Annotated in this window: 22 protein-coding genes and 1 pseudogene; 14 read left to right on the forward strand and 9 right to left on the reverse strand. The window is 35.2% G+C overall.

Annotated features, from left to right (window positions below):
* Positions 1-7: 7 nt before the first annotated feature.
* From C6H25_RS00265 to C6H25_RS00275, 3 genes are all read right to left on the reverse strand, one after another.
* A complete protein-coding gene (locus C6H25_RS00265; RefSeq protein WP_324761416.1) occupies positions 8-1,654 on the reverse strand; it encodes a TolC family protein in 1,647 nt (548 codons plus the stop codon).
* 11 nt (positions 1,655-1,665) lie between these two features.
* Positions 1,666-2,952 carry a hemolysin family protein gene (locus C6H25_RS00270; RefSeq protein WP_104747488.1) on the reverse strand — a complete coding sequence of 429 codons (1,287 nt, stop codon included), beginning with the start codon at positions 2,950-2,952 and terminating at the stop codon, positions 1,666-1,668.
* A 185-nt stretch (positions 2,953-3,137) separates the two neighbouring features.
* A complete protein-coding gene (locus tag C6H25_RS00275) occupies positions 3,138-4,727 on the reverse strand; it encodes an inorganic phosphate transporter (RefSeq protein WP_104747489.1) in 1,590 nt (529 codons plus the stop codon).
* 189 nt (positions 4,728-4,916) lie between these two features.
* On the opposite strand from C6H25_RS00275, the gene C6H25_RS00280 reads away from it, so the two are divergent.
* The 9 genes from C6H25_RS00280 (at position 4,917) to C6H25_RS00320 (ending at position 12,746) form a co-directional block, all read left to right on the forward strand.
* Positions 4,917-5,186, forward strand: coding sequence for a NifU family protein (locus C6H25_RS00280; protein ID WP_104747490.1), 270 nt, complete (start codon positions 4,917-4,919; stop codon positions 5,184-5,186).
* A gap of 17 nt (positions 5,187-5,203) precedes the next feature.
* Entirely contained in the window at positions 5,204-5,815 is a 612-nt protein-coding gene (locus C6H25_RS00285) for a histidine kinase (RefSeq protein WP_104747539.1), read from the forward strand.
* A 39-nt stretch (positions 5,816-5,854) separates the two neighbouring features.
* Positions 5,855-7,204, forward strand: a complete 1,350-nt coding sequence (locus C6H25_RS00290; RefSeq protein WP_104747491.1) for a UDP-N-acetylmuramoyl-L-alanyl-D-glutamate--2,6-diaminopimelate ligase — start codon at positions 5,855-5,857, stop codon at positions 7,202-7,204.
* Between the two features lie 3 nt (positions 7,205-7,207).
* On the forward strand, positions 7,208-8,158 hold the full coding sequence (locus C6H25_RS00295) for a transaldolase (RefSeq protein WP_104747492.1): 951 nt from the start codon (positions 7,208-7,210) through the stop codon (positions 8,156-8,158).
* A 60-nt stretch (positions 8,159-8,218) separates the two neighbouring features.
* On the forward strand, positions 8,219-8,755 hold the full coding sequence (locus tag C6H25_RS00300) for a 50S ribosomal protein L25/general stress protein Ctc (RefSeq protein WP_104747493.1): 537 nt from the start codon (positions 8,219-8,221) through the stop codon (positions 8,753-8,755).
* 9 nt (positions 8,756-8,764) lie between these two features.
* Entirely contained in the window at positions 8,765-9,325 is a 561-nt protein-coding gene (gene pth, locus C6H25_RS00305) for an aminoacyl-tRNA hydrolase (RefSeq protein WP_104747494.1), read from the forward strand.
* A gap of 5 nt (positions 9,326-9,330) precedes the next feature.
* On the forward strand, positions 9,331-9,741 hold the full coding sequence (locus C6H25_RS00310; RefSeq protein ID WP_104747495.1) for a hypothetical protein: 411 nt from the start codon (positions 9,331-9,333) through the stop codon (positions 9,739-9,741).
* Positions 9,728-10,795 (forward strand): LptF/LptG family permease, encoded by a 1,068-nt coding sequence (locus tag C6H25_RS00315; RefSeq protein WP_104747496.1) that lies wholly within the window; start codon positions 9,728-9,730, stop codon positions 10,793-10,795. The genes C6H25_RS00310 and C6H25_RS00315 overlap by 14 nt, the downstream gene beginning before the upstream one ends.
* A 205-nt stretch (positions 10,796-11,000) precedes the next feature.
* Positions 11,001-12,746, forward strand: coding sequence for a DUF1561 family protein (locus tag C6H25_RS00320; protein WP_104747497.1), 1,746 nt, complete (start codon positions 11,001-11,003; stop codon positions 12,744-12,746).
* 683 nt (positions 12,747-13,429) lie between these two features.
* Here C6H25_RS00320 and C6H25_RS00325 read toward each other — a convergent pair.
* Positions 13,430-14,218: pseudogene (locus tag C6H25_RS00325) on the reverse strand (outer membrane protein); the annotation flags it as partial.
* A gap of 592 nt (positions 14,219-14,810) precedes the next feature.
* Between C6H25_RS00325 and C6H25_RS00330 the strand changes: the two are divergent.
* Entirely contained in the window at positions 14,811-15,248 is a 438-nt protein-coding gene (locus C6H25_RS00330; protein ID WP_104747499.1) for a CopD family copper resistance protein, read from the forward strand.
* Here C6H25_RS00330 and C6H25_RS00335 read toward each other — a convergent pair.
* From C6H25_RS00335 to gltS, 4 genes are read right to left on the reverse strand one after another with little or no spacing between them, the layout of a single operon-like run.
* A complete protein-coding gene (locus C6H25_RS00335) occupies positions 15,245-17,581 on the reverse strand; it encodes a heavy metal translocating P-type ATPase (protein WP_104747500.1) in 2,337 nt (778 codons plus the stop codon). The genes C6H25_RS00330 and C6H25_RS00335 overlap by 4 nt on opposite strands.
* A complete protein-coding gene (locus C6H25_RS00340) occupies positions 17,550-18,308 on the reverse strand; it encodes a tRNA1(Val) (adenine(37)-N6)-methyltransferase (RefSeq protein ID WP_104747501.1) in 759 nt (252 codons plus the stop codon). The genes C6H25_RS00335 and C6H25_RS00340 overlap by 32 nt, the downstream gene beginning before the upstream one ends.
* Complete coding sequence (locus C6H25_RS00345) at positions 18,290-19,324, reverse strand: bifunctional diaminohydroxyphosphoribosylaminopyrimidine deaminase/5-amino-6-(5-phosphoribosylamino)uracil reductase (RefSeq protein WP_104747502.1); 1,035 nt, start codon at positions 19,322-19,324, stop codon at positions 18,290-18,292. The genes C6H25_RS00340 and C6H25_RS00345 overlap by 19 nt, the downstream gene beginning before the upstream one ends.
* Before the next feature lie 3 nt (positions 19,325-19,327).
* Positions 19,328-20,536, reverse strand: coding sequence for a sodium/glutamate symporter (gene gltS, locus C6H25_RS00350; protein WP_104747503.1), 1,209 nt, complete (start codon positions 20,534-20,536; stop codon positions 19,328-19,330).
* 89 nt (positions 20,537-20,625) lie between these two features.
* Between gltS and C6H25_RS00355 the strand changes: the two genes are divergently transcribed.
* Positions 20,626-21,825: a saccharopine dehydrogenase family protein gene (locus C6H25_RS00355; protein WP_104747504.1), complete on the forward strand. Its 1,200-nt coding sequence runs from the start codon at positions 20,626-20,628 to the stop codon at positions 21,823-21,825.
* Positions 21,826-21,870: 45 nt separating this feature from the next.
* Here the strand turns inward: C6H25_RS00355 and ccoG are convergent, their stop codons facing one another.
* Complete coding sequence (gene ccoG, locus C6H25_RS00360; protein ID WP_104747505.1) at positions 21,871-23,265, reverse strand: cytochrome c oxidase accessory protein CcoG; 1,395 nt, start codon at positions 23,263-23,265, stop codon at positions 21,871-21,873.
* A gap of 121 nt (positions 23,266-23,386) precedes the next feature.
* Between ccoG and plsY the strand changes: the two genes are divergently transcribed.
* Genes plsY through C6H25_RS00375 form a run of 3 tightly spaced genes read left to right on the forward strand, consistent with a single transcriptional unit; the run spans position 23,387 to position 24,713 of the window.
* Complete coding sequence (gene plsY, locus C6H25_RS00365) at positions 23,387-24,049, forward strand: glycerol-3-phosphate 1-O-acyltransferase PlsY (protein ID WP_104747506.1); 663 nt, start codon at positions 23,387-23,389, stop codon at positions 24,047-24,049.
* A complete protein-coding gene (locus tag C6H25_RS00370) occupies positions 24,046-24,387 on the forward strand; it encodes a FolB domain-containing protein (RefSeq protein ID WP_104747507.1) in 342 nt (113 codons plus the stop codon). The genes plsY and C6H25_RS00370 overlap by 4 nt, the downstream gene beginning before the upstream one ends.
* Positions 24,378-24,713: a Plug domain-containing protein gene (locus C6H25_RS00375; protein WP_199768899.1), complete on the forward strand. Its 336-nt coding sequence runs from the start codon at positions 24,378-24,380 to the stop codon at positions 24,711-24,713. The genes C6H25_RS00370 and C6H25_RS00375 overlap by 10 nt, the downstream gene beginning before the upstream one ends.
* Positions 24,714-24,786: the final 73 nt, after the last annotated feature.

Here is a 24,786-nt window from a genome sequence, read left to right on the forward strand (position 1 = left end):
AAATACTCTAATAAACATATTCATAAAACATGTCAATATGGTCGCTTAAAACCATTAGGCTAGCTAACGAAACAATGTATCTATAAGCCACGCTTTTTTGTTCCACCATAATAGAGGCAAGCGTGTTTCTCGCATCAATAACTTGAGCGTTAGTGCTTAGACCTTGTGCGAAAGCTTGCTCTTGAAGTTTTAGATTTTCTTTAGCCAACTCTATACTAGAAATCAAGCTCTTGTATTCTTTCAAAAAAGAAAGGGTTTCTTTGTAAGTTTTACTCACCAATAATTCCATATCTTTTTTGGCTTGAGCTTGTTGGCTTGAAACTTGTAATTCGCCTAACTTGCTCGCTTGATACTTTTGGATACGCCCTAATGGCGAAAGGATAGGCAAACGCCCCGCTACGCCCACAAACCAATTAGGAATCATATCTTCAAATACCGAATTATTTTGTTTCATAATATATGAGCCAAAAAAAGTGAATTGGGGTAAAAATTTAGCCACTTGTAATTTAGTATTGTCTTTGGCAATTTCTACATGATTGGCTAAACTTCTTAGGGCTGGATATGCAATGAGTGTATCATGGACAAAAAAGCTCAAATCAGGCAAAGGCTTGTCTGCAATTGCCAAGCCTTTTAAGGGCAAAGTATTTTCTTTGCTAGACAAAATAGAATTAAAAGCTAATTGCGAAATATCCAAAGTGTCTTTAGCTCTAGCGCTAGCAATATGAGCTTTATCATAAGCCACTTGTGCACCTAAAGTCTCTACTCGTGCAATTTGTCCGGCTTTTTGCATTTTTAAAGCGTTTTGAAAATGCTTATAATGTCCTGCCTCAATCCCCTCTAAAACCTCTGCCACTTCAGTGTTTAACGCCATGCCATAATACACGCTCACTAATTCTTGAAAGGTTGAGAGCTTACGCAAGCGATAGCCCTCTTTGGCGTCTTTTTGCATTAAATCTGCCATATGCACCATAGTAAATCTTGCCCCGCCCATATAAATGGGATAGACAATGCTTAAAGCCCCAATAACGACATTCTGTCTAGAATACAATAAAGGCGCTCCTAAAGTATTAGCTAATCCTCCAAAACCTTGCATAATGCTTTGAGTGCCAGCCTGCAAACCAGCTTGCATTTGAGGAGGCATATGTTGCATCATAGGAGAGAGTGTGTGCTGAATGCCTTGTGTGCCTTGATGGATTTGCCCCATAGCTTTTTGAACACCCGCTTGCTTTTGATTGGCAAAATCCATTTTAATAGGGTTAGAAAGATACACATAAAAAGCACTCAAATCAATTTGAGGTAAAAAAGAGAGTTTGGCTGCTGTCTTTAGTTTGCTTGCACGCTTGATTTCATATTCTTTTGCATGCAAGCCCTCATGACTAGAAAGCACTCTATCCCATGCTTGCATTAAAGAAATCCTTTGAGCGTTTGGGTCAGTTAGTGGAGGTTTTTGCGTATCAATAAGGCTTAATTTGGAATGTGAGTTTTGAGAAGAAGAAAACGCTTGAGAAATACTATCTTCTTGTGTTTTATCTTGCATTTGTGTTTTTTGAAGAGCTTGTGAGGTGTTTTCTGGCATGGCATTGGTCTCTTCAAGAGCGTTCAGACAAACTGCAAGCCCCAAAGTTATTCCTAAAAATCTTTTTACTCTTTTCATCACCAACTTCCTTAATCTTGCTTAGTTGCTTTCAAGCGTTTTATCCTTGCCCCTTCTACGCTCAACACTTCAAATAAATACCCATGTGAAACAATCGTATCTCCCTCTATAGGCATGCGTTCTAAAAGACTAAAAATATACCCCCCCAAAGTTACTTGTTCGCATTCTTTATCAAACTTAATTTCAAGCACTTCTTCTACGCTCTCTAAATCTAGCATGCCATCTAGTTCAAACTTACCCTCTTCAAGCCTGCTTACACCCTCTTGCTTTAAATCGTATTCATCGCTAATATCCCCCATAATCTCTTCAATAATATCTTCCATAGTGAGTAGCCCTGCTGTGCCACCATATTCATCAATGACTAAGGCGGTATGGATTTGCTCCTTATTCATTTTAATAAGAATTTGAGAAATAGACGCACTTTCTGGAACAATGATCATCTTTCTAACCAATTGCTTAAAATCATGCAATTCTGGTGTAAAAATAGAGCGAGACAATAAATCTCTAATATGCACCATGCCAATTACATTATCCTTAGAACCTTTACAATAAGGATAGCGAGTAAATCGGCTTTGCAAAACAATATCTATGTTTTCTTCATAGCTGTTTTCTTCATCTAAGCACACCATATCTTTTCGTGGCGTCATAATCTCTTTAGCGCTAGTATCAGAAAAATCTACGGCATTTTTGATAATCTCACCCTCAACCGAATCAATTATGCCTCCTCTTAAACTCTCGCCTACAATGATTTTGAGTTCCTCCTCAGAGTGCATGTTTTCATGTTCTTTAAAAGGGTCAACTCCCATTTTTCTTAGGAAGAAATGAGCAATCACATCAAACAAACGCACAATAGGATAAAACAATATCCAAAACACATGCAAAGGGCGAGCGACAAAAAGAACTGCTTTTTCAGATTTAGCAATGGCTAAAGACTTTGGCACAATCTCGCCCAAAACCACATGCAAAAAAGTGATGCTTAAAAACGCTACACCAACGCTCAAAGAATGGATAAAAATAGGATTATTTCCTATATCAATTCGCCCTAAAATCGCCTCCAATAACTTAGCAATAGCAGGCTCTCCTACCCAACCTAAAGCTAGTGAAGAAAGCGTTACCCCTAATTGTGTCGCACTCAAATAAGTGTCTAGCCGTTTGCTCATATCCAAAGCAAGCAAGGCATTTGAATTGCCCGCTTTGACTAGCTCCTCTAAACGGGATTTACGCACTTTTACAATCGCAAACTCCGAAAGCACAAAAAACGCATTTAACAACACCAATAAAAAGGCAGACACCAACATCAGAATCGACTCAGATGTGTCCAAATAAACTCCTTAACGCTCCCACTCCTATAATCTATAATCTTAAAATCTCAAAAATAATATAAAATGCTAGAATTTTAACATAAAAGACTAAGCCTAACTTTAAAGATACTTTTAACTTTTGATTGAGCGAATGTTTTAAAAGATAAAGCTTTTTTAAAACCCTAAAAAAATCTCTCTACAAATATAAGGGCTACAAAAAGACTCGCTCCTAAAAGTGCTGAAACAGGCACAGTTACTATCCAAGCTGTGATTATCTTTTTTAAAACAGAGCGTTTAATCACTTCTTCTTTATAGACTTTTTTAAGCGATTTTTTTTCTTTCTTTTTTAGTTCTAGGGCTAAGGCGGTCTTTTTATTCTTCTTCAAACTTTCAAGCATGAGTGATTTTTCCTTCAAACTAGCCTTATCAAAGCGGTTTAAAAACCCCTCAATTTCTTCTAAATCTTCCCCAAAATGCGCTGAAACAATGCTATCTCTTATTTTATAGAAACGCCGTCTTAAATGCTCCCTTAAAAATCCTACTCCAAATACCGCTCCAATGACAATATGAGTAGAGCTTACCGGCAAGCCTAGCTGAGATGCTAAAAGCACGGTAATAACCGCAGAGAGTGCGATACAAAAAGCTTGCATTTTATCTAACTCTGTGATTTCAGAACCTACCGTTTTAATGAGCTTTGGCCCATACAAGCTTAAGCCTAGAGCAATTCCAGCCCCCCCTACTACCATAATCCATAGTGGCACAGAGCTTAAAGCACTTTCTAAAGAACTCATAGAATTACCCAAAGTTTGACTAATAGCCGCTAAAGGTCCTATAGCATTGGCCACATCATTAGCCCCATGGGCAAAGCTTAAAAGCGCGGCTGCAAAAATTAAAGGAATATTAAAAAGCTCGTTAATACTCTCATGGCTATTTTCTATCAATGAGGCTTTTTTGAGTGCATAGCTTTTAAAAACCACAAAAACTAATAAGGCAATAATAGTTCCTCCTAAAAGCTGATACACCCAACCAATTTGATAAAAATGTTCTAACACTTTCAGCATTAAATACCAGCTAAAAGCTAGGCTCATCAATGCGACTAAATAAGGCACAACTTTCAGAGCTGCACTCTTTTTATCTTCCTTATAAGCAATGGTTTTTTTCATGAGTATCAAAAGTAACATCGCAATTAATCCCCCCATAACAGGCGAAATAACCCAACTAGCTACAATCCCTAATAAAAAATTCCAATTAACTACAGACACTCCAGCAGCTGCAATTCCAGCTCCCATCACTCCTCCAACTACAGAGTGCGTAGTAGAAACCGGTGCACCAAGTAAAGTTGCTACATGTAACCATAATGCCCCACTTAGCATGCTCGCTAACATCACTCTAATAAAAATCTGTGCGTCATTAATAAGTTCAGGTGAAACAATGCGTCCCTTAATTGTAGAGACCACTTCCCCACCAGCTAAAATAGCCCCAAGCATTTCGCAAATTCCAGCAATTAAAATCGCTCCGCCCATACTAATAGCTTTAGAACCTACGGCAGGTCCGACATTATTAGACACATCATTAGCACCAATATTCATTGCCATATAGCCTCCAACTACAGCCGCAAACACTAATAGTAGCCCCTTAGAATTAGCATGTCCAAAGATGAGTGCCAATAGGGCTACTCCGATGAGAAAAACTACTGCAAAAGCAATTTTTAAAGTGTCTTTTTGAAGTTTCTTGGAGGCTTTTTGAAACTCTTTGATGTCTTTAATTTTCATAAATGTGCTAAAAACCTTTTACTCTACTGAAGTTGAGTGATTGATATAACGGCATCTAATTCCAACGCTATTCTAACAAAAAACGATTTGACTATGCCTTAAAAAAATGTTTATTTACTCAATAATATTTGATAAAAAACGCTCATTATATGGTATCTTAGAGCAAATTTTAAAAGAGGATTTGCTATCATGGTAGTATTTAGCGATGAAGAATTGCAAAGGCCCGTGCGTGTATCTGTAGATAAAGTCCGCCCCTATCTCATTAGAGATGGAGGTAATATAGAGATTGTAGGGATAAAGAACATGAAAGTTTATGTAATCTTGGAGGGGGCTTGTAAATCTTGTCCAAGCAGTAAGCTGACTTTGAAAAATGTGGTGGAAGGACAACTCAAAATGGATATTCACCCAGAACTAGAAGTCATCTGCTTAGAAAATGCACAAGAATTTAGGGGGGTTTGATTTTTAAGGATTTAGGCGTGCATAAATTTGACTATGAATTTAAAAAACGAGCGTTGATTAAAAACGGATTTTTAGCGTTTAGAAAAAGACATTATTCTAAAGCATTGCGGTTTTTTGGCGAGGCACTCTATTTAGATGAAGAAGATAATAAGGCAAAAATTGGAGTGCTTTTGAGCGATATTGCCTTAGATTTTCCTAAAGAGGCGCATAGTTTTTATGAGCTGTATCAAAATCTTATCACCATGCAAAAACGAAGTCTCAAACACCAAGCCGAAGAGCAAATTTTAAGCCTTATCGCATCTTTTGATGAGGGGCTAAACAGAATGACTGAGGCCTTAGAGGCACAAGCTAGTCAAAAGGGCGAGGAGCTTAATGGTATTTTATATACAGATTTTAAGCGTTTATTTGAAGAGCGTGGGTTTAAAGAGGCGTTTGAAGATTTAATGTTTAGCACAAGAATCATTTTTGATAATAAAGAAGATTTTTACCAATTTTTGAGCCTATTAAATCAGCATGGTTATTATGAGCTTGCCATTAACTACATTGAGGGTATGCATGAGTTGCATGGAGTGTGTATTTATGACCCCTTTTTGTGCAATCTTTTAAAGGATGCACTTAAACATGTCTAGCCTATTTATGTCTGCATCAAAAACTAAAGGGGTAAAATTTTGAAACTTAAAAAATCACTTGTTTATAAAAACCATACTTACTCCTTTTTAAGCGATGACACTAACGAAGTCTTAAAAGACCCTAATGACACTCTCTTTGTCAAAACCCCCTTAAATGAAAAATACGCCTATCTAATTGAAGAAAAAAATCTAGCTATTTTAGATTTTAACGAGCTTAAAAACTATTTTGATTTTAAGATTAAAATTATAGGTATCACAGGCACTAATGGTAAAACGACCACGGCAAGCTTGATGTATTCCTTACTCTTAGATTTGAATAAAAAGGTCGCTCTTTTAGGCACAAGGGGGTTTTTTGTCAATGATAAACGCATTAAAGAAAAAGGCTTAACCACCCCTACTCTTTTAGAACTCTATAGCAACTTAGAGATAGCCATGTCTTTAGAATGCGAATACTTCATTATGGAAGTAAGCTCGCATGCCATCGCTCAAAATCGCATTGCTGGGCTTGATTTTACTCTTAAAATTCTCACTAATATCACCAGCGACCACTTAGATTTCCATAAAAGCATAGAAAATTATAGAGACACTAAAAACAGCTTTTTTAAAGATGAGAGCTTAAAAATTATCAACAGAGATGAAAAAAACGCCCTTTTTAATCCTATCAACGCTCACACTTACGCCCTAGATAAAAAAGCCCATTTAAACATTCAAGCTTTCTCTTTAAATCCTTCTATTAGTGTGTCCTTATGCTATCAAAAAGATTTAAGAGAACCTAAGGTTATAGAAAATGCATTAGCTTATTCCCCACTTTTAGGGCGTTATAATCTTTATAATATTCTAGCTGGGATTTTAGGGGTCAAATTACTCACGCAACTTCCTTTAGAAACGATTACGCCTTTATTAGAAAATTTTTATGGGGTCAAGGGGCGTTTAGAAATAGTGCATTCTAAACCCTTAGTCATCATAGATTTTGCCCACACAGAAGATGGCATGCAACAAGTCTTTGAAAGCTTTAAAACCCAAAAAATTGTCGCTCTTTTTGGAGCAGGGGGCAATAGGGATAAAACCAAACGCCCCAAAATGGGAGCTGTGGCAAGTTACTACGCTCATAAAATTATCTTAACTTCAGATAATCCAAGAAATGAAAATGAAGAAGACATTATCAAGGATATTTTAAAAGGCATAGACAAAAACGCTCATGCTAAGGTTATAGTAGAAGCAGATAGAAAAAAAGCCATTTTAAACGCTCTAGAAAATTTAAAAGATGATGAAGTTTTATTGATTCTAGGCAAGGGCGATGAAAGTATTCAAATCTTTAAAGACAAAACGATTTTTTTTAGCGACCAAGAAATTGTTAAAAACTATTATCAAAATTTAAAACAAGGATAAAACATGCAAGCATTTAGTTTGTGGTGCGATTTTATAGAAAGAGATTTTTTAGAAAACGATTTTTTAAAGCTTATTAATCAAGGGGCGATTTGTGGAGCGACAAGTAATCCAAGCCTATTTTGTGAAGCGATTACTAAAAGTGCGTTTTATAGAGATGAAATTACTAAACTTAAAGGTAAAAAAGCTAAAGAAATTTATGAAACTCTAGCCTTAAAGGATATTTTACAAGCTTCAAATGCTTTAATGCCCCTATATGAAAAAGACCCAAATAATGGTTACATTAGCCTAGAAATTGACCCTTTTTTAGAAGATAGTGCACAAAAAAGCATTGATGAAGCTAAACGATTATTTAAAACTCTGAATCGCCCTAATGTGATGATAAAAGTTCCAGCAAGCGAAAGCTCTTTTGAAGTCATAGAATCTTTAGCTAAAGCTCTCATTCCTATCAATGTAACCTTAGTCTTTTCGCCAAAAATCGCTCAACAAATCGCTCAATTACTAGCTAAAGTGGCACAAAAAAGAGCGGTCATTAGCGTGTTTGTCTCACGATTTGATAAAGAAATAGACTCTCTTGTGTCTCAAAATTTACAAGCAAAAAGTGGCATTATGAATGCTACAGAATGCTATTATGAAATCACTAAGCAAGCTAATCATCTTACAAGCACCCTTTTTGCATCAACTGGGGTTAAATCTAGTTCTTTAGCTAAGGATTACTATGTTAAGGCTTTATGCTTTAAAAACTCTATTAACACCGCCCCCTTAGATGCTTTAAACGCTTATTTACTCAATCCAAATACAGAATATCAAACCCCCATAAGCATGACAGAAATTGAAGTGTTTAAAAAAGAATTAAAAAAAGAAAACTTGGATTTAGAAAATACCGCTCAAAAACTTCTTAATGTTGGCTTAGTCGCCTTCAAACAATCCTTTGAAAAGCTTTTAAGCAGTTTTTAAATGTTTTCTTAAGGGTTTTTTAGATAGGATAAACCCTTATTTTAATTTTAAAGGATTAACATGTTAGAAGGCGTTATTAGAGAGAGTATTACTAAGGCTAATGCCAAAGCTTTAAAAAGAGATGGCTATCTAATCGCAAATGTCTATGGTAAGGGGATTGAGAATGTCAGCTGTGCGTTCAAATTAAACCCTTTCATCAAATACCTTAAGGAAAAGAAACATTTGATTTTTCCAGTAAAATTAGGGGATAAGACTTATGAAGTCGTGGTTCAAGAATATCAAAAAAATCCTGTAACCAACGAGCTTATCCATGTGGATTTACTAGCTGTAACTAAGGGTGTAAAATCTAAGTTTAAAGTTCCTGTTAAACATCATGGCACTCCGGTAGGCTTAAAAAACAAAGGGATTTTAATGCTCTCTAAAAAGCGTGTGCGTGTAGAATGCACCCCAGAGCATTTACCAGATTGCTATTTGGTAGATGTAACCCCTTTAGATGTGAATGAATCTATCTTAGTGCGTGATTTAGAAAAACATGAAAATGTTAAGGTTTTAGACAATGATTCTATTGCCGTAATCGGTGTGATTAAGGCGAAGTAATTTAAAAATATGACGCTTTTAGTAGGTTTAGGCAACCCTACTGAGCGTTATGCTTACACAAGGCATAATGTCGGCTTTGACATTTTGGACTTACTGACTAAAGATTTTAATATCTCTTTCACTTTTTCTTCTAAGCATAATGCGTGTATATGTATTTATAACGATTTTATCTTGCTTAAACCCCAAACTTACATGAATTTGAGTGGCGAAAGTGTCCTAAGCGTTAAAAATTTTTATAAACCCCAAAAAATTTTAGTTATCCATGATGAATTAGACCTAGCTTTAGGTGTTATGAAGTTTAAAAATGGCGGAGGGAATGGGGGGCATAATGGCTTAAAATCCATTGATTTGCTCTGTTCTAATAATTATTATCGTTTAAGGGTGGGTATTTCTAAGGGGGCTAATGTTACTGAACATGTGCTTTCAAGATTCAATGAAAACGAAGAATCTCTAAAAAACGCTGTGTTTGAGCATGCTAAAAATGCCTTAAAATTTTTTATAAAAACACATGACTTTAACGCCACACAAAATCGTTTCACCCTTAAAAATCCTTTGATTTTAGAGAGCTAGTAGCAATGCTAGAAAATAACTTAAAAAGCATTTTGATTAAAATTTTTAAGAAACTTAATCCAAACACTCTTTTAAAAATCTTGAAAAAAACATTTTTCATTAAAGTTATTTTTTTATGCATGAAATTCAATTCTTTAGAAAAACAAGCTTTAAATGATTTTTTATTTTTAAAAAACCTTAATTTTAGTATTGTTAAAAAAATATTTTTCATTAACCGCTTTTTTTTATGTTTGAAAAATAATCTCTTTAAAAAACATTCTTTTTTTAATTTTTTAGAAAAAATCCATTCTATTTGTCATGCTTTTAAAAAACATTTAAACACTCTTTTAAAATTCTTTTTTACTAAAAATTTTAAAATTTCATTGATTTTTTCTAATTTAAAAAACCCTTTTAGGGGCTTGAATGCGTTTGTTTAGATTTGTAGGGTGGTATTATTTCAAATATTTTTTAATCGTGCTTTTAGCCTTAGAATTGTTTTTTGTAAGCATTGATAGCTTGAAATATGCCGATAAAATGCCTGATTCTGCGAACATGATTATCTTATTTTTTACTTATGATATATTATTTGCTCTCAATTACACCTTACCCATTTCTTTGCTTTTAGCAATGGTTTTATTTTATATTACTTTTATTAAGTCTAATCAATACACCGCCTTATTATCCATTGGCTTTTCCAAACGCCAGATTTTAAACCCTGTGCTTATCATTAGCCTGTTTTTCACTTCTATTTATGTGGGATTGAATGCGACTTCTTTTGTGTATATGGAAGAAAAAACACAAAATCTCATCTATAAAGAAGAATCTTTGAGTGCTTCAGAGCATTTATTAGTGAAATACAATGATGATTATGTGTATTTTGGCAAGATTAATCCGTTATTACAAAAAGCTGAAAATATCAAGGTTTTTCGCCTAAAAGATAAAGTGCTAGAATCTTATGCTGAGGCTAAAGAGGCCTTTTTTGAAGGCAAGTATTGGATATTGTATGATGCCACTATCTATAACATGCCCTTGAATTTTGAATTAGGCACAAATGCCCTAAAAACCACGCATTTAAAAACCTTTAAAACACTCAAAAATTTTCGCCCTAAAGTTTTAGACACTATCTATCAAAATAAGCCAGCGGTTTCTATTACAGATGCTATTTTTTCCTTGCATGCTTTAATGCGCCAAAAGGCAGATACCAAAAAAGTGCGTGCTTTTTTATATGTGTTTGGAATCTTGCCCTTTTTTGTGCCGTTTTTAAGCGTTTTAATCGCTTATTTTTCGCCAAGCCTTGCTCGCTATGAAAATCTAGCCCTTTTAGGGCTAAAATTTATCATTATCACGCTCGTTATTTGGGGGTTATTCTTTGCTTTAGGAAAATTCAGTGTTTCAGGAATGTTTATGCCTGAAATTGGCGTGTTGCTACCCTTTTTCTTATTCTTAGGTCTAAGTCTTTGGTATCTTAAAGAGCTCAATGCTAAACTCTAGACGACCGCTTTTAACAAAATAACCCTAAAATTCTTTAACTCTCTATCTTAAAAATATATTTATAACGCACTTCTTATATATCGTAATATAAAAAAGTATCACCATTTTAATAAAAATTCACAAAAAGTAAAAGTTTTTAGCAACAAGTTTTCTTAAAAACAAGAATACATATTATAATGTTTATCAAAATTAATAAGGATTCTAAATGGCTGATTTTACAAAAAACATAGAGATTGTTCTTGATGGAAAAACTTATGGCTTGCATTTGGTTTTTTATAAGGGCGAAAGCTACCCCATGTTAGGAGCTGTGAATGGCTCTATCACAGCAAGCATGGATTTTTTAGGCCGCATTATCTTTGTCCATCATGGGGTGCATTTGGCTCTCACTGCCCCTGATAGTGTTACAGGCATTTATGGTTCAAGCACACAAAAATGGGACTATTTAACTTTCAGTCCTGCGGTTTTGAATGACGATAACCAACGCTTCATTATTAGAGACAAGAAAATTCTTACGGCTAACAAGGAATTTGTTGTTAAGGTTTATAAAAACACGCTCTATATTTCTAAAAATGCCACAGATTATTATGATTTTCACTTAAGCGATAAAACAAATCATTTTCTAGCCCATCCAAGCGAAGTGTTTAATTTCAGTTTCAAAACCCCCATCTCATGGCTTTATGAAAAGAAAGGCGTAGTGTATTATATGGAAAGCAAACGTTCTGCACTTGATTTTATCACTTACTATTATTACAATCCTATCACAGGACATATCGCACAATACCATAAAGACACTGGCGAACTATATGGCTTGACTTCAAGTTCTGGTATTGATTCATGGGAGTATGTTCGTTTCGGTCCTTGTAAAGATGAGCTGACACAAAAAGAAAAAGAAAACAATAAAAATCAATCTTTTCAGCTCTTATTAGTGGATAATAAAGCCATTATCTTGGATGCTTATGGAAATAATTTAAGAGTGAAAACTTATGGACCTTATTGGGGTGTGCCTTATTTTATCAACCCTTCATACGCTAATCAAGATGATGCTAACACGCCTATAGATTATTTCTATTTGGATAATGCCATCAATGATTTGTCCCGTTTTCTGCATACAAGTTTAGAGACTTGCTCTAAGGGGGCAGCACAAAACCCTATTTTAGACCCTAGTATCGCTCACAGAAAAACTAGCCGTGATTTATTAGGTTTGGGAAGTGATTTTCGCTTAAGCGATGCTTGGAAAAAACGCTTGCATGCGATTGCAACTACTTGTGTGCGTGGGGTGGTTAGTCGTATTGGAATGTGTGGGGCGTGTCTCTTGCAAAGCTATCAAATGGTCTTGGAGCTCTTACGCTATACAGATAACCCCTTGCAAAGTGGGGGTGCATTATTTGACACAAGAGAAAATACTGACCCTTTTATCTCTTTCACTTCACGCTTTCCAGGACTTGCTCTAGCCTTAGAAATTCCGGGCGAATTTATCCGTAGGGTGAGCGACCCCGCTTACATGCCTACCCGTTCTGCTCACGCTCATGCAGGCATGAGCTATACCATGTTAGCAGGGTATCAAATCGCCACTACACCCATGCTAGATTCATCACAATACCTTCAGCATCTACAAAATTTGCTTGATGCAGAAGTAGGAAGCGTATGGATTGTATTTATCTATAGCATTGATTCATCAGGACGCACGAATCAAATGGTAGGGCATGCCTTACCCATTATCCAAACCAGAGATGGTCTTATTGCTTTACGCACCAACACGCCCGGGCGTTCGTATGAACATTACGCTCATGATTTATTCCCTTTGCGTCATTTACATGATATTTTAAACGCTCTGACTTCTGGGTTTAATAACACGATTAGATATATCCAGCTTGTGCGCGTGGAGCAACCCATAGCTAATCCTTTTAGCCAAAGTTTGACTTGCCATTCTTTCGCACAGGCTTCAAAATAAGGGAAATTCTCTTATTTTAGAAACATTTAAAGCTAAAGCCACTACACTACTTATTCTCTTAATTCAAAGGTAGCTAGTGGAAAAATTCAATCTAAACAACCGCCGTTATATCGGCTCAAAGACAAAGCTCATAGAAAACAACTATGAAAAAAGATAGTCATTTAAAACATAGCTTAAAGCTTTTTAAGAAAACACAAGAAGTTTTTATATCTTAACATCAAAAGGCATTTGCATAAAGAATACCAAATTAAACTAAATTTAGATTTTGTCGCTGTCAAATGAAAATACTTTTAGCAGTAAAACTTACTATAAGCAACGACAAATGCAATAAGACTAAAAAATCCATGCAAAAGTACACTTATTTTTAGAGATAGAAATCAAAACGACTTAGAAATGATACTAATTCTAGAATCTGAAAGCTTATATTAGAATAACACAAATAATAAAATTTCAAGTTTTTTTACGGCTCCAAAATGGCAATACCAAAGAGCATGTAAGACTTGCTGAATTTTAAAGATGGCATCGATATATCTTATTATGCTATCGATGATTTTATAAAAAACAGAAAATGCAAGGAAATTTTACAACCAGTACTGAATATCTATTAACCTCATCCCACTATTTTAAAAAATCCTACACAAAAATTAATGCTAAAATAAATTATTATTTATAGTATAAAAACATTAGAAAGTATATATATAGCGTAAATACATAGAATATTGGCGATACAAGGTTTGAGTCAAGCTGAAAGTTGTCTCTGGCCCAACGATAGTTGTTGGTTTTCCATTATTTGCTAAACCTTGACTCTTCTCTCTAATAGTCGTAGAACCCTTAAAAAACTTATTAGGAATCGTAGGGATTTTAATTCCAAATTCGATGCCATGGTGTTTGAAGAAATTCGTTCTAATCCCCACATTAACTAAAAATTGAAAGTGTGTGTTATTCACTTTAGAATTTAATTTTCCTGTAGCATACTCACTATTAGGATTGATACCCACGCTACAACTAGCTGGAGTAGTATCCCCGCATGTAATCGTACCATCAGCATTGGTATTATACGCATTAGCATCGGTATTTACACCATAAACATAGCCATCTTCAAAATACCCCACACGATTATTCGTCCAAGTGTTACCAGCAAAATTTACACCCACAAAAAACCCTGCTGTAGCCTTATCTTTGTTAATGATATTAAAAAGCATGTCTGTGCCAAAACCATAAGTATACATATCTACTTTTTGATTGCTTAGATAAAAAGGTGATATGGCATTAGCAGCTCTAGAATTAGAAAAATTTGAATGCCCATAATCAAAGAAACCATAATAACGCATACCAAACCACTTCTTTTTACCCATGAAGTGCTTATAGCCTGTCATCACACCTAGCCCATACATAGGTTGGTTATGCCCCAAAAGATTTTTATTAGTGCTAGGCATAGTCAGCCCACTCCAATTAACTACGCAATTTCCTTGTGAACAACCACCGGGACTACCAAGCTTTTGTTGGGGTATATTATTGTCGTGCAAAGGCACATTGGTTACATCTTTTCCACTTTTATCTTTGGCAAATGGAACATTTGTATCCACAGGCAAATTGTTTGATGAAACAGTTCCATTAGGTATTTGAAACAAAGAGCCGTCTTTGTAAGCGTTTGTCTTTTGGTCAGCCCTACCAATCTCTAAGCTAATGCCTACAAACGCACCATTCTTCTCATAAGCTAGTAGAGGAGAAGATAATAGTAATGAGCCTAAAAAAACCCCTAACATAACAGAACTTTTTTGACAAACACCCAAAGAATCAACCATTAAAACAGACCTTTTAGCACTAAAACCCCTAACAATCTTCTTACGATTTTGCATCCTACTTCTATCTCTTTTTGACGGAATTTGAGTATTATTATCTAGGCTAGATGCCTAAGTATTACTTTCTTAATTATTTTATTATAGCCTATTGCACTCTTAAAAGTCAACAAAAAATCACACTCAAAGATTTTCTCCAACTTATATTTCATTAACTAAAATATGATAGTGTGAGCCTTTTTACAAAACCCCTAAGGAAGTTCCTATGACAGCGATTTATCCGTATATTTTGGTGATTCACTTATTGTGTGCGATTATTTTTATCGGCTACTTGTTTTTTGATATGGTAATTTTCCCTAATGTGAAGAAAATGTTTGGCGAAGAGTTTGCTAATAAGGCTAATATGGGTATTACTAAAAGAGCGATTAAGATTATGCCCTTATGCGTTTTGACGCTTGTTATCACAGGGGGCATGATGCTTAGTCAATATATGGGGGGCGATAAAGGCTGGTGTGAAACCCCTTTTCAAAAAGTGCTTATGGTTAAAGTGATTTTAGCTCTAAGCATTTTTGCTTTGGTGCTTTTTTCTTTATCTTGTAAATTTTTAGGCAAGGTTAACCCCATTGGTAAATATATCCATCACATCGCTTTAGCGTTTGGTTTTTTAATCGCTATTTTGGCAAAGACGATGTGGTTTGTTTAAGAGCGTTTCAATCTCAAAGAATTTAACACCACTAATAGCGAACTAGCACTCATGCTTAAGCTCGCTATTAAAGGGTTGATATATCCTAGCATAGCTACAGGAATTAAAATAGCGTTATAAATCAAGCTTAAAATAATGTTTTGTAGCACTATCTTATAGACTTTTTTAGCATTACTTAGTGCTTTTTCTAACAAACTCAAATCTTCTTCTAAAAGCAAAATATCACACGCACTCTTGCTCAAAGCACTTTTTTCAAACCCTAAGGAAACATTCGCTTTTTTTAAGGCTAAGGCATCATTATTGCCATCGCCTATCATGGCACACACACCCTTATAAGAACCTACTATTTGAGCCTTATCTTCAGGCTTCAAGTTCGCTTGATATTTAGAAATCCCTAATTTTTTTGCACAACTTTTAACAGAATTTTCATTATCCCCACTTAAAATTTCTAATTCTAAACCCTTATTTTGTAAAGCTAGAATGACTTCTTTAGCATTAGATTTTAAACGCTCTTCTAAGATAAATACCGCTTGTAAGGTCTTATTTTTAGCAAAGCCTACCACAATATTCGCACTCTCTTTAACCCTTAAACTAACTCCCATAGAATCTAAAAATTTCAAGCTCCCCACTAGAAAGGTTTCATTGTGATAATGTGCTTTCAAACCATGGGCAAAAAACTCTATTTTTTCTAAGATAACCTCATCGCAATCTAGCGATTGAATGATAGGTTTATGAGCTAAATGCTCTCTAGTTTTTAAAAGGCTCTTTAAAAGCCTTTTATCAAAGTTTTCATAAATAATGCTCTCTTTTAAAAGGACTTCTTTTTGAGTGAGCGTGCCGGTTTTATCTATAAAGATTTTTTTGACTTTTGCTAGAGTTTCTAAAAACAACAACTCTTTAAACACAATCAAAGGGTTTTTAAACACCCCTATCACTAAGGCAATAGGCGTAGCTAAAGCGAACGCACAAGGACAGCTTATGACTAACACGCTAATACACACCATTAAAGCTTTTTCAAAATTAGCCCCCAAACCAAATTGCCATAATATAAAGCTTAAAAAGGCTAAAAACAATACCGCTTTAGAAAAAATATCCGCAATTTTATTCGCACTACTCTCAATTAAAGGCTTTTCTAAAAAACTCTTTTTTAAAGTTTCTAATAAACTACAAAGGCGTGAGTTTTGAAAATTCGCACTCACTTGATAGCTAAAAGGCACACCTACATTCACATACCCCCCTAAAATCTTATCCTTAAGCCCTAATTCCAAAGGCTTAAACTCCCCACTAATTAAAGACGCATCTACACTCGCACTACTTAAAAGCTCTCCATCTAATGCGATTTTAGCTCCACTAGGCACAAAAATAGTTGAACCTATAGCGACATCTTTGGGGTGTTTTTCAATATGCTTATTATTTTCTACAACTATCACACTATGAATTTCATGTGATTCTAAAGCTAGGCATTTTTCATTCGCAAACAACCTAGCCTTTAATTCCAAAAACTTAGAACCAAAAACAAGACTTAAAATCGTGCTACTAGCTTCAAAATAAGTCTCTTGTGAGTTAAGCATGGCATAAATGGAATAAACAAACGCCGATAACGCCCCAAAAGACACGCTCAAATCCATGCCAAAAACGCCATTCTTTAGCCCATAAAACGCCCCCTTAATAAAAAATCGCCCCACAACCACTAGCACTAACAAGCTTAAAAGTAGTGAGATGATATCTAGGTTTCTTTGCATAAGCTTATCCATGCCATTGCCATAACTCGCATATTTTGCAATGGCAATAAACATCAAATTCATGGTTGCAAAAAACCCTACACTTAATGTAAGCAAGTAGGAGCGTTGCTCTTTTTGAGCTTTTAAGGCATAGTTTTTAGCGTTATAGATTTTAGCTCCATAGCCCAAACTCTCAATTTTTTGAATAATTTCTTTAGGGTTTAAGGATTTCTCAAACACGATTTGTAAATGTTGCGAAGTAAAATTCACGCTTACTTTTTTAACCCCCCTTAATCGCTCTAAAACCTTTTGATTAAGCCATAAACAAGCGTTACAATGCGTTTTTTCTAACAAAAGATTAAGAATATAATCGCCTTTATCATTTTCTTCTAATGCTTGTTCTAATTCTAAGGGGCTAATGGCATTTTCACTCACTACAGGGGCTAAAGTAGAAGTGCCTAATTTGTCATAAAAGCTTTCTAGGTTTAAATCCTTTAATAACGCATACACCCTAGCACACCCCGTGCAACAAAAATACAATTCTTTATTATCTATAATCTCTTTAAAAAGTTCACTTTCTTTAAACTCTAATTGACAATGCGAACATTTCATTCTCTAATCCTTGATCTAAAGGCACTTTAATAGAATAAGTGTTACAAGTTTGATAGATTTTTAAAACTTCTTTGGTGTTATCGCTTTGATTTTTGGAATTGTGCGTGATTAAGGGGGGCAAGACTTTTAAAGCACTTTTAGAATTATTTCTAGCAACTCCAAGCATTAAATGGGCGTTTTTGTCTTTAAAACTTTGAACAAATCTTAAGGTCTCTAAAGTGAGTTTAACGCCCTTTAAGCTCTCTATGACTAGACAAAGTGATAAGGCTTCATAACAAAAAATAAAATACCCCTTAGGTTTCAAACATTTTTTAACCTTGGAAACAAGAGAAAAAAAGTCTAATTCGCTTTGGTGTCTTGCATGCCCTTTAGTCATAGATTTAATAGAGCCTAAGGCATAAAAGGGGGGGTTACACACAATAATATCATACAAAATAGGGGGACTGAAATCTAAAAAGTTAGCTTCAAACACTTGGGTGTTAGGAAATTTTAGGGCGTTTTTTTGAGAACAAAACGCCATTTTGCTATCCTTTTCTACAAGATGAATGCTTGCTAGCGGGTTATCTCTCGCACATAATAAGCCTAAGATTCCACACCCTGAGCCTACATCTAAAATTTTATCGTGCGTTTTAATAAAGGGGCGTAAAAAATCGTATAAAAAAAGTGAATCGCTATTATAAGAATAGGCGTTTAAGGGCTGGTATAATCTTAAGAGTTTGCTATCCATAAAAGGGCTTCATTTTCTAAAAGTTGTGTGTGTAATAAACGCCCTTTAAAAGGGGTTTTTAAAACAAATGAGTTAAAACTCTCACTAATCATAGACGCATGAGAGTATAAAAGTAGCATATCTACTTCTTCTCTTAAACTCTCAAATAATTCCCACCCCCCTTCAATTAGGTTGAACCCTTTATCTAGGGACAAATCCTTAGGGCTATGATAGACATTTACCAAGCGATTAGGCACAGAAAAAACTCTTAAATTAGAATAGATAGAATGCTTAGACAAAATAGCGATATTAGGGTTTTTATTTTGATAAAAGCTACTACAAAAACGAGTGTCTAATAAAGGGTTATCCATTCTAATCGTATTGCCTGAAATGATAAGATTATCGCATATGGCTCGTTGATTGTGTGTAAAAACCGCACTTTTTTGACCGGTAATTTTGCCACACTTATAATCCCCATTCATTCTTAAAGCGAGTTTAAACAAATTGAAACGCCCACATTTTTCCATTATCCTAAAAGGTAGAAGTAAATCATTAGCCTTTTTTTCTAAATTCTTACAAAGGATAGTTTCAATTTTAGCTTGTTTTAATCTCTCTAAACCCCCTTTTTTAGCTTCACACTCTTGTGTAGCAACAACAACTCTTTTAGGCTTTAAAATTTCTAATAATTCACTACAAGCTGGGGTTTTACCATAAGAGTTGCATGGCTCTAAGGTTACCAAAAAAGAACAATTCTTAAAAGCGTTATCGTGGTGTTTTTTTAAAAAATCGCTTAGAATTTTAGGGTCTTCTAATTTTTCTAAATCGCTTTTTAAACTAGGGCGTAAAACTTTTAGAGCTGATTTTGAAGCTAGGACTTCCGCATGTGAAGTTTTAGCTTTTTTATGCACTTCTAGACTTATTATTTCATTGTCTTTATCTAGCACCATAGACGCAACGCTAGGGTTTTCTAAGGCTAGAGTTTGATACTCCCATGCCTTATTCAAACAAGTTTCTAATAAACTCTCATAAAGTCGCATGGTTTAACTAGGAAAAAAGGGCAAAGACAAAAAGCCTTTAATCACTAAAGCGTTAATAATGTCAATAAAAAACGCTCCCACTAATGGCACGACAATAAACGCCACATGCGATGCCCCATAGTGGTTGGTAATAGTTTGCATATTCACCATAGCCGTTGGGGTTGCTCCAAGCCCAAAACCACAATGCCCAGCACATAATACCGCTGCATCATAATCTTTCCCACATATTCTAAAGGTTACAAGCACCACATAAAGTATCATAAACACCACCTGAACGCTCAAAATAACCGCTAGTGGCACAGCAAGTTTTAACAATTCTAATAAATTCACGCTCATTAAAGCATAAGCCAAAAACAAGCTCAAACTTACATTACCTATTACAGAAACTTCTCTATCAAACACGCTATGGATTTTAAAAAACGATAATGCATTTCTTAAAATAACCCCCACAAACAAGCATAATACAAAAGTAGGTAGCGTGAAACTCTTAGGCATTAGATGAGATAAAAAAGTCCCTACTAATAATGCAACCGCAATCAAGGCTAGAGATTCTACAAAACTTGATGCAGTGATTAAACGCTCTTCTTTAGGGGTTTCAAAACCTTTAGCAACAACGCCTTGAACAGCCTTAGGCTTTAACTTGTATTTAGAAATCAAATATTTTGCAACTGGCCCTCCAATAATCCCCCCACTCACTAAGCCAAAAGTCGCGCACACCATGCCCACTTCTAAACTACCTACAAAATCATAAGGCGGTTGCGAAAATGAATTAGCCCATGCGGCACTTGTGCCATGCCCTCCTACTAGAGCGATAGAACCCCCTAAAAGCCCCATTAAAGGATTCACCCCCAAAAGACTTGCTATAGAAACCCCTACAACATTTTGACACACTACAAACCCCACAACCACAAGCAAAAAAACCGCAAGCATTTTTCCGCCTTTTTGTAAAGATTTGAAATCCGCACTCAAACCGATAGAAATAAAGAAAGTCAGCATTAAGGGGTCTTTTAAAGAAGAGTCAAATTGCAAATCAAAATTATAAAATTGATGGGCTAACATGATAGAAAAAGCTATTAAAACACCGCCTACAACAGGCTCTGGAATATCATAGTCTTGTAAAAATTTGATTTTAGAGATAACATAACGCCCAAGCAATAGCGCCAACACCATACAGACCAAAGTCGCATAAACATCTAGCTTAATTTCTTGCAAGCTTGTATCCTTGAATTGAAAAAATTTATCTTATTATAATATAATAGACCATTAGAACAAACGATATTGATTAGAAAGTAGGTATTTCTTTGCACACAGTATTACAAATTGGAGCTGGTGGCGTAGGCAGTGTAGTAGCACACAAAATGGGCATGAATAGAGATGTTTTTAAACATATTGTCTTAGCTAGTAGGAGTTTAGACAAATGCCAAGCTATAAAAGATAGTATGCTTAAAAAGGGTTTGGGCGAAATCACTATTGAGCAAATTGATGCAGATGATGTTTGTGCCTTAGTTACTTTGATTAAAAAATACAAGCCTAAAGTCGTTATTAATGTGGCTTTGCCTTATCAAGATTTAACTATCATGCAAGCATGTTTAGAGACTAAAACGCATTATATTGATACCGCTAATTACGAGCATCCGGATTTAGCGAAGTTTGAATACAAAGAGCAATGGGCGTTTGATAAGGCTTATAGAGAGGCGGGAATTTTAGGGATTTTAGGGGCTGGGTTTGATCCGGGCGTTACGAACGCTTTTGTAGCACACGCTCAAAAACACCATTTTGACACCATTCATACTTTGGATATTTTGGATTGTAATGCAGGGGATCATAAACGCCCTTTTGCAACCAACTTTAACCCTGAAATTAATTTAAGAGAGGTCAGCTCTAAAGGGCGTTATTATGAAAATGGCAAATGGATTGAAACCAAGCCCTTAGAGATTAAAAAAGTATGGGCTTACCCTCAAATTGGCGAAATGGATTCCTATCTTTTATACCACGAAGAATTAGAATCGTTAGTCAAAAACATTAAGGGCTTAAGAAGGGCAAGATTTTTTATGACTTTTTCTCAAAATTATCTCAACCATATGAAATGCTTAGAAAATGTCGGTATGCTAGGCATTAAAGAGATAGAACATCAAGGTGTCAAAATCGTGCCGATACAATTTCTAAAAACCTTGCTTCCTGATCCGGCAACCTTAGCCAAAGATACTACCGGCAAAACCAACATTGGATGCTATATGACCGGTGTAAAGAATAATCAAGATAAAACGCTCTATATTTACAATGTGTGCGACCATAAAAAATGCTATCAAGAAGTAGGCTCACAAGCCATAAGCTATACTACCGGCGTACCAGCGATGTGTGCGGCTAAAATGATTTGCAACGACACTTGGAGCATGGAAAAATTTAAGGCAGGCGTGTTTAATACAGAAGAATTAAATATTGACCCCTTTATGGAAGAATTGACTAAGCAGGGCTTGCCTTATGAAGTGATTGAGCGTTAAGGACACTCTTTGCTTCTATACCATTCCCCCTTTTCCCTTTGGGACTTAATCTCTAGAGCTACTTGGCATAATAAACACCGCTTCTCTCTCTATCATAATCTTTCTATCATCAACACTATAGGCTTGAATCTTAATAGGAATAATTGTGTCTCTCGTGCGTTTGATATGACGCTCTGCAATTTGTGTGTTATTTTCTAAAGGTTTTCGTAAAATTACTACCGCTTTAATCTTTTGCCCTGCTTTAAGAGTAATAGGCTCTAAAGGTTTTTTAATTTTAATTTCATCATGTCCTAAAACTTTGAAATAAAACTTGTGGTCTTTGCTATCTGTGTTGCTGAATAAAAATACATAGTCATTATCCACATACCCACTAGAGCGTAATTCATACAAGTCGCTGTTACGATTAATATCTAATAACATGCGTTCTTTTTTAAATGAAGTAATAGCTAATAGAGTTACTACAATGGCAATAACCACCATGTAAGCTATCGTTTTTAAACGCATTAAACGCACCTTTTTATGCGTGTTTGTAGCGTTTGTTGAAGACCATTGAATGAGTGAAGGGCGGTTATATTTAGACATCGTTATCGTGCAAGCATCTACGCATTCCAAACAATTGATACATTCTAATTGTAAGCCCTTTCTAATATCAATATGAGTAGGACACACTTGCACGCAATGCCTACAATTCACACATTCATTATCCACACTACGCTTTTTGGGGGGCAAAGCATAGAGATTGCCTTGAGTATCATAAAGCTCTCCACCACGCTTTTCATCATAGATAGGGTTTAAAGTATCATTGTCATACAACACCGATTGCACTCTTGCATAAGGGCATAGATAGATACAAAAACGCTCCGCAACTACTACAATATCAAATAACACCACTAACGCACTTACCAGCCAAAACCCCATAGCAATAGCATGCTCGCTAGGATTTTTAAGATAGAGAAAAAAGTCTTCTGGAGCAATGAAATAAAAGAAAAAAACCATCACTAACCCTGCTACAATAGGGGCGAATAACAAAACGCTCAATGCCTTACGCACCTTGTAGTTTAAATCGTTTAAAGGGGTTTCTTGCTTATTGTTAATCTTTTTATGGAGTTTGAAAATCTTTGTTTCAATCACGTCTCTATAAAGCACTCTTAAAAAGGTTTGTGGACAAGCCCACCCACACCACACACGCCCTAGACTTGTGGTAATAAAAAAAATACCTATGAAAAGCAAAATAACCATAAAAGGCATGATTTGTAGTTCTTCAGCATTCCAAATCTTGCCTAAAAAATGCACTTGTTTATACTCAAACGAGATTAAAAACAAATGCCCCCCATCAATACGAATAAAAGGCGTAACCACTAGAGCCAAAAAAATTAGAGCATACCCTATATAGCGTTTCAGGCGAAACGATTTTAAAAAATAACTAGAAGTTTCAAGCATAATATTTTCCTAAAATTTAATCTTTAAAATTCCTTACTACTATACCCTAAAGAACCTTAATGCGTTAGCTTGAATAGCATCAACATGTTATAATGTTACTATTCTATTTTTAAGGCAGATTATGGATGGCGTTTTAAACTTCCTAACTAATATCAATGTAATTTTTACTATCTTAGGCTATTTGATTGGAGGGATTCCCTTTGGCTATGCTTTTATGAAAATCTTTTATGATATAGATATTACTAAAGTAGGCTCTGGGGGTATTGGTGCGACTAATGTGTTGCGCTCTTTACAAAATATCGGCGTTGCTAAGGCCAAGCAATTCGCTGTTCTTGTTTTAATTTTAGATTTATTTAAAGGCATGTTTGCGGTTTTTTTAAGCAAATTATTTGGCTTAGACTATAGCTTACAATGGATGGTAGCTATTGCAAGTATCTTAGGGCATTGCTATTCGCCCTTTTTGAATTTCAATGGAGGTAAGGGCGTTTCTACGACTATGGGTGCGGTTGCACTGCTTATTCCTATTGAAAGTTTTATTGGTCTAGCGGTATGGTTTTTTGTAGGGAAAGTGCTTAAAATTTCTTCATTGGCTAGTATAGTAGGGGTTGGCACAGCAACCCTTTTGATTTTTTATGTCCCTTATATGAATATTCCAGATTCTATTAATATTGTTAAAGAAGTAGGAACACAAACCCCTATGGTCTTAGTCTTTATTTTCACTCTCTTAAAACACACTAGCAATATTTTTAATCTGCTCTTGGGTAAAGAAAAGAAAGTTCTATGACTATTATTAAAAGCGTTCATGTGCATGATTTTATCTTTGAAACGATTTTAGGGATTTTAGAGCATGAACGCCACGCCCCTCAAAAAGTGCGTTTAAACTTAGACGCCACTTATAAAGAACCTTGTTCTAAAAACTATTTGGATTACATGCAAGTTCAAAAACTCCTACAAGATACGATGAATGAAAGAAGGTATCTTTTAATAGAAGATGCGCTTAATGAATTGCCAAGTATTCTCAAGACATTCTATCCAAACCTATCTAAGATAACTCTACAAATAATGAAGTTAGAAGTCTGTAATCATTCTCAAGTAGGCGGTAGCATAGAAATTTGTTATTAAAAAGTGTGTTTATTAGCCTTATTTTAGGCTTAATCTCAATCAACGCTAAAAAACTCCCCTTTTATTTAGAACCTTTATATTTTCCTGACTATCAAGAGTTTTTAAAACTCAAACCCCACTTTCTACACCCCAAAAAGCATGCCTATAAGCCTTTTAAATGGGGGAACACTATTATTATTAAACGCAAAGATTTAGAGCAACGCCAAAGCAATCAACCAAGCGATATTTTCCGCCAAAATGCTGAAATCAATGTGTCTTCTCAAACCTTTTTAAGAGGGCTTAATAATAATCTATCACGAGTGATACTAGACTCAGTCGCTCAATAAAATCGTAATAATCTATCAAAATTATCATTAGTAGTATTTTTCTTCATATTTTCTTAATTTTAAAACTAAGTTT

This window comes from Helicobacter cetorum, from assembly GCF_900198405.1.
Lineage (GTDB): Bacteria > Campylobacterota > Campylobacteria > Campylobacterales > Helicobacteraceae > Helicobacter > Helicobacter cetorum_C.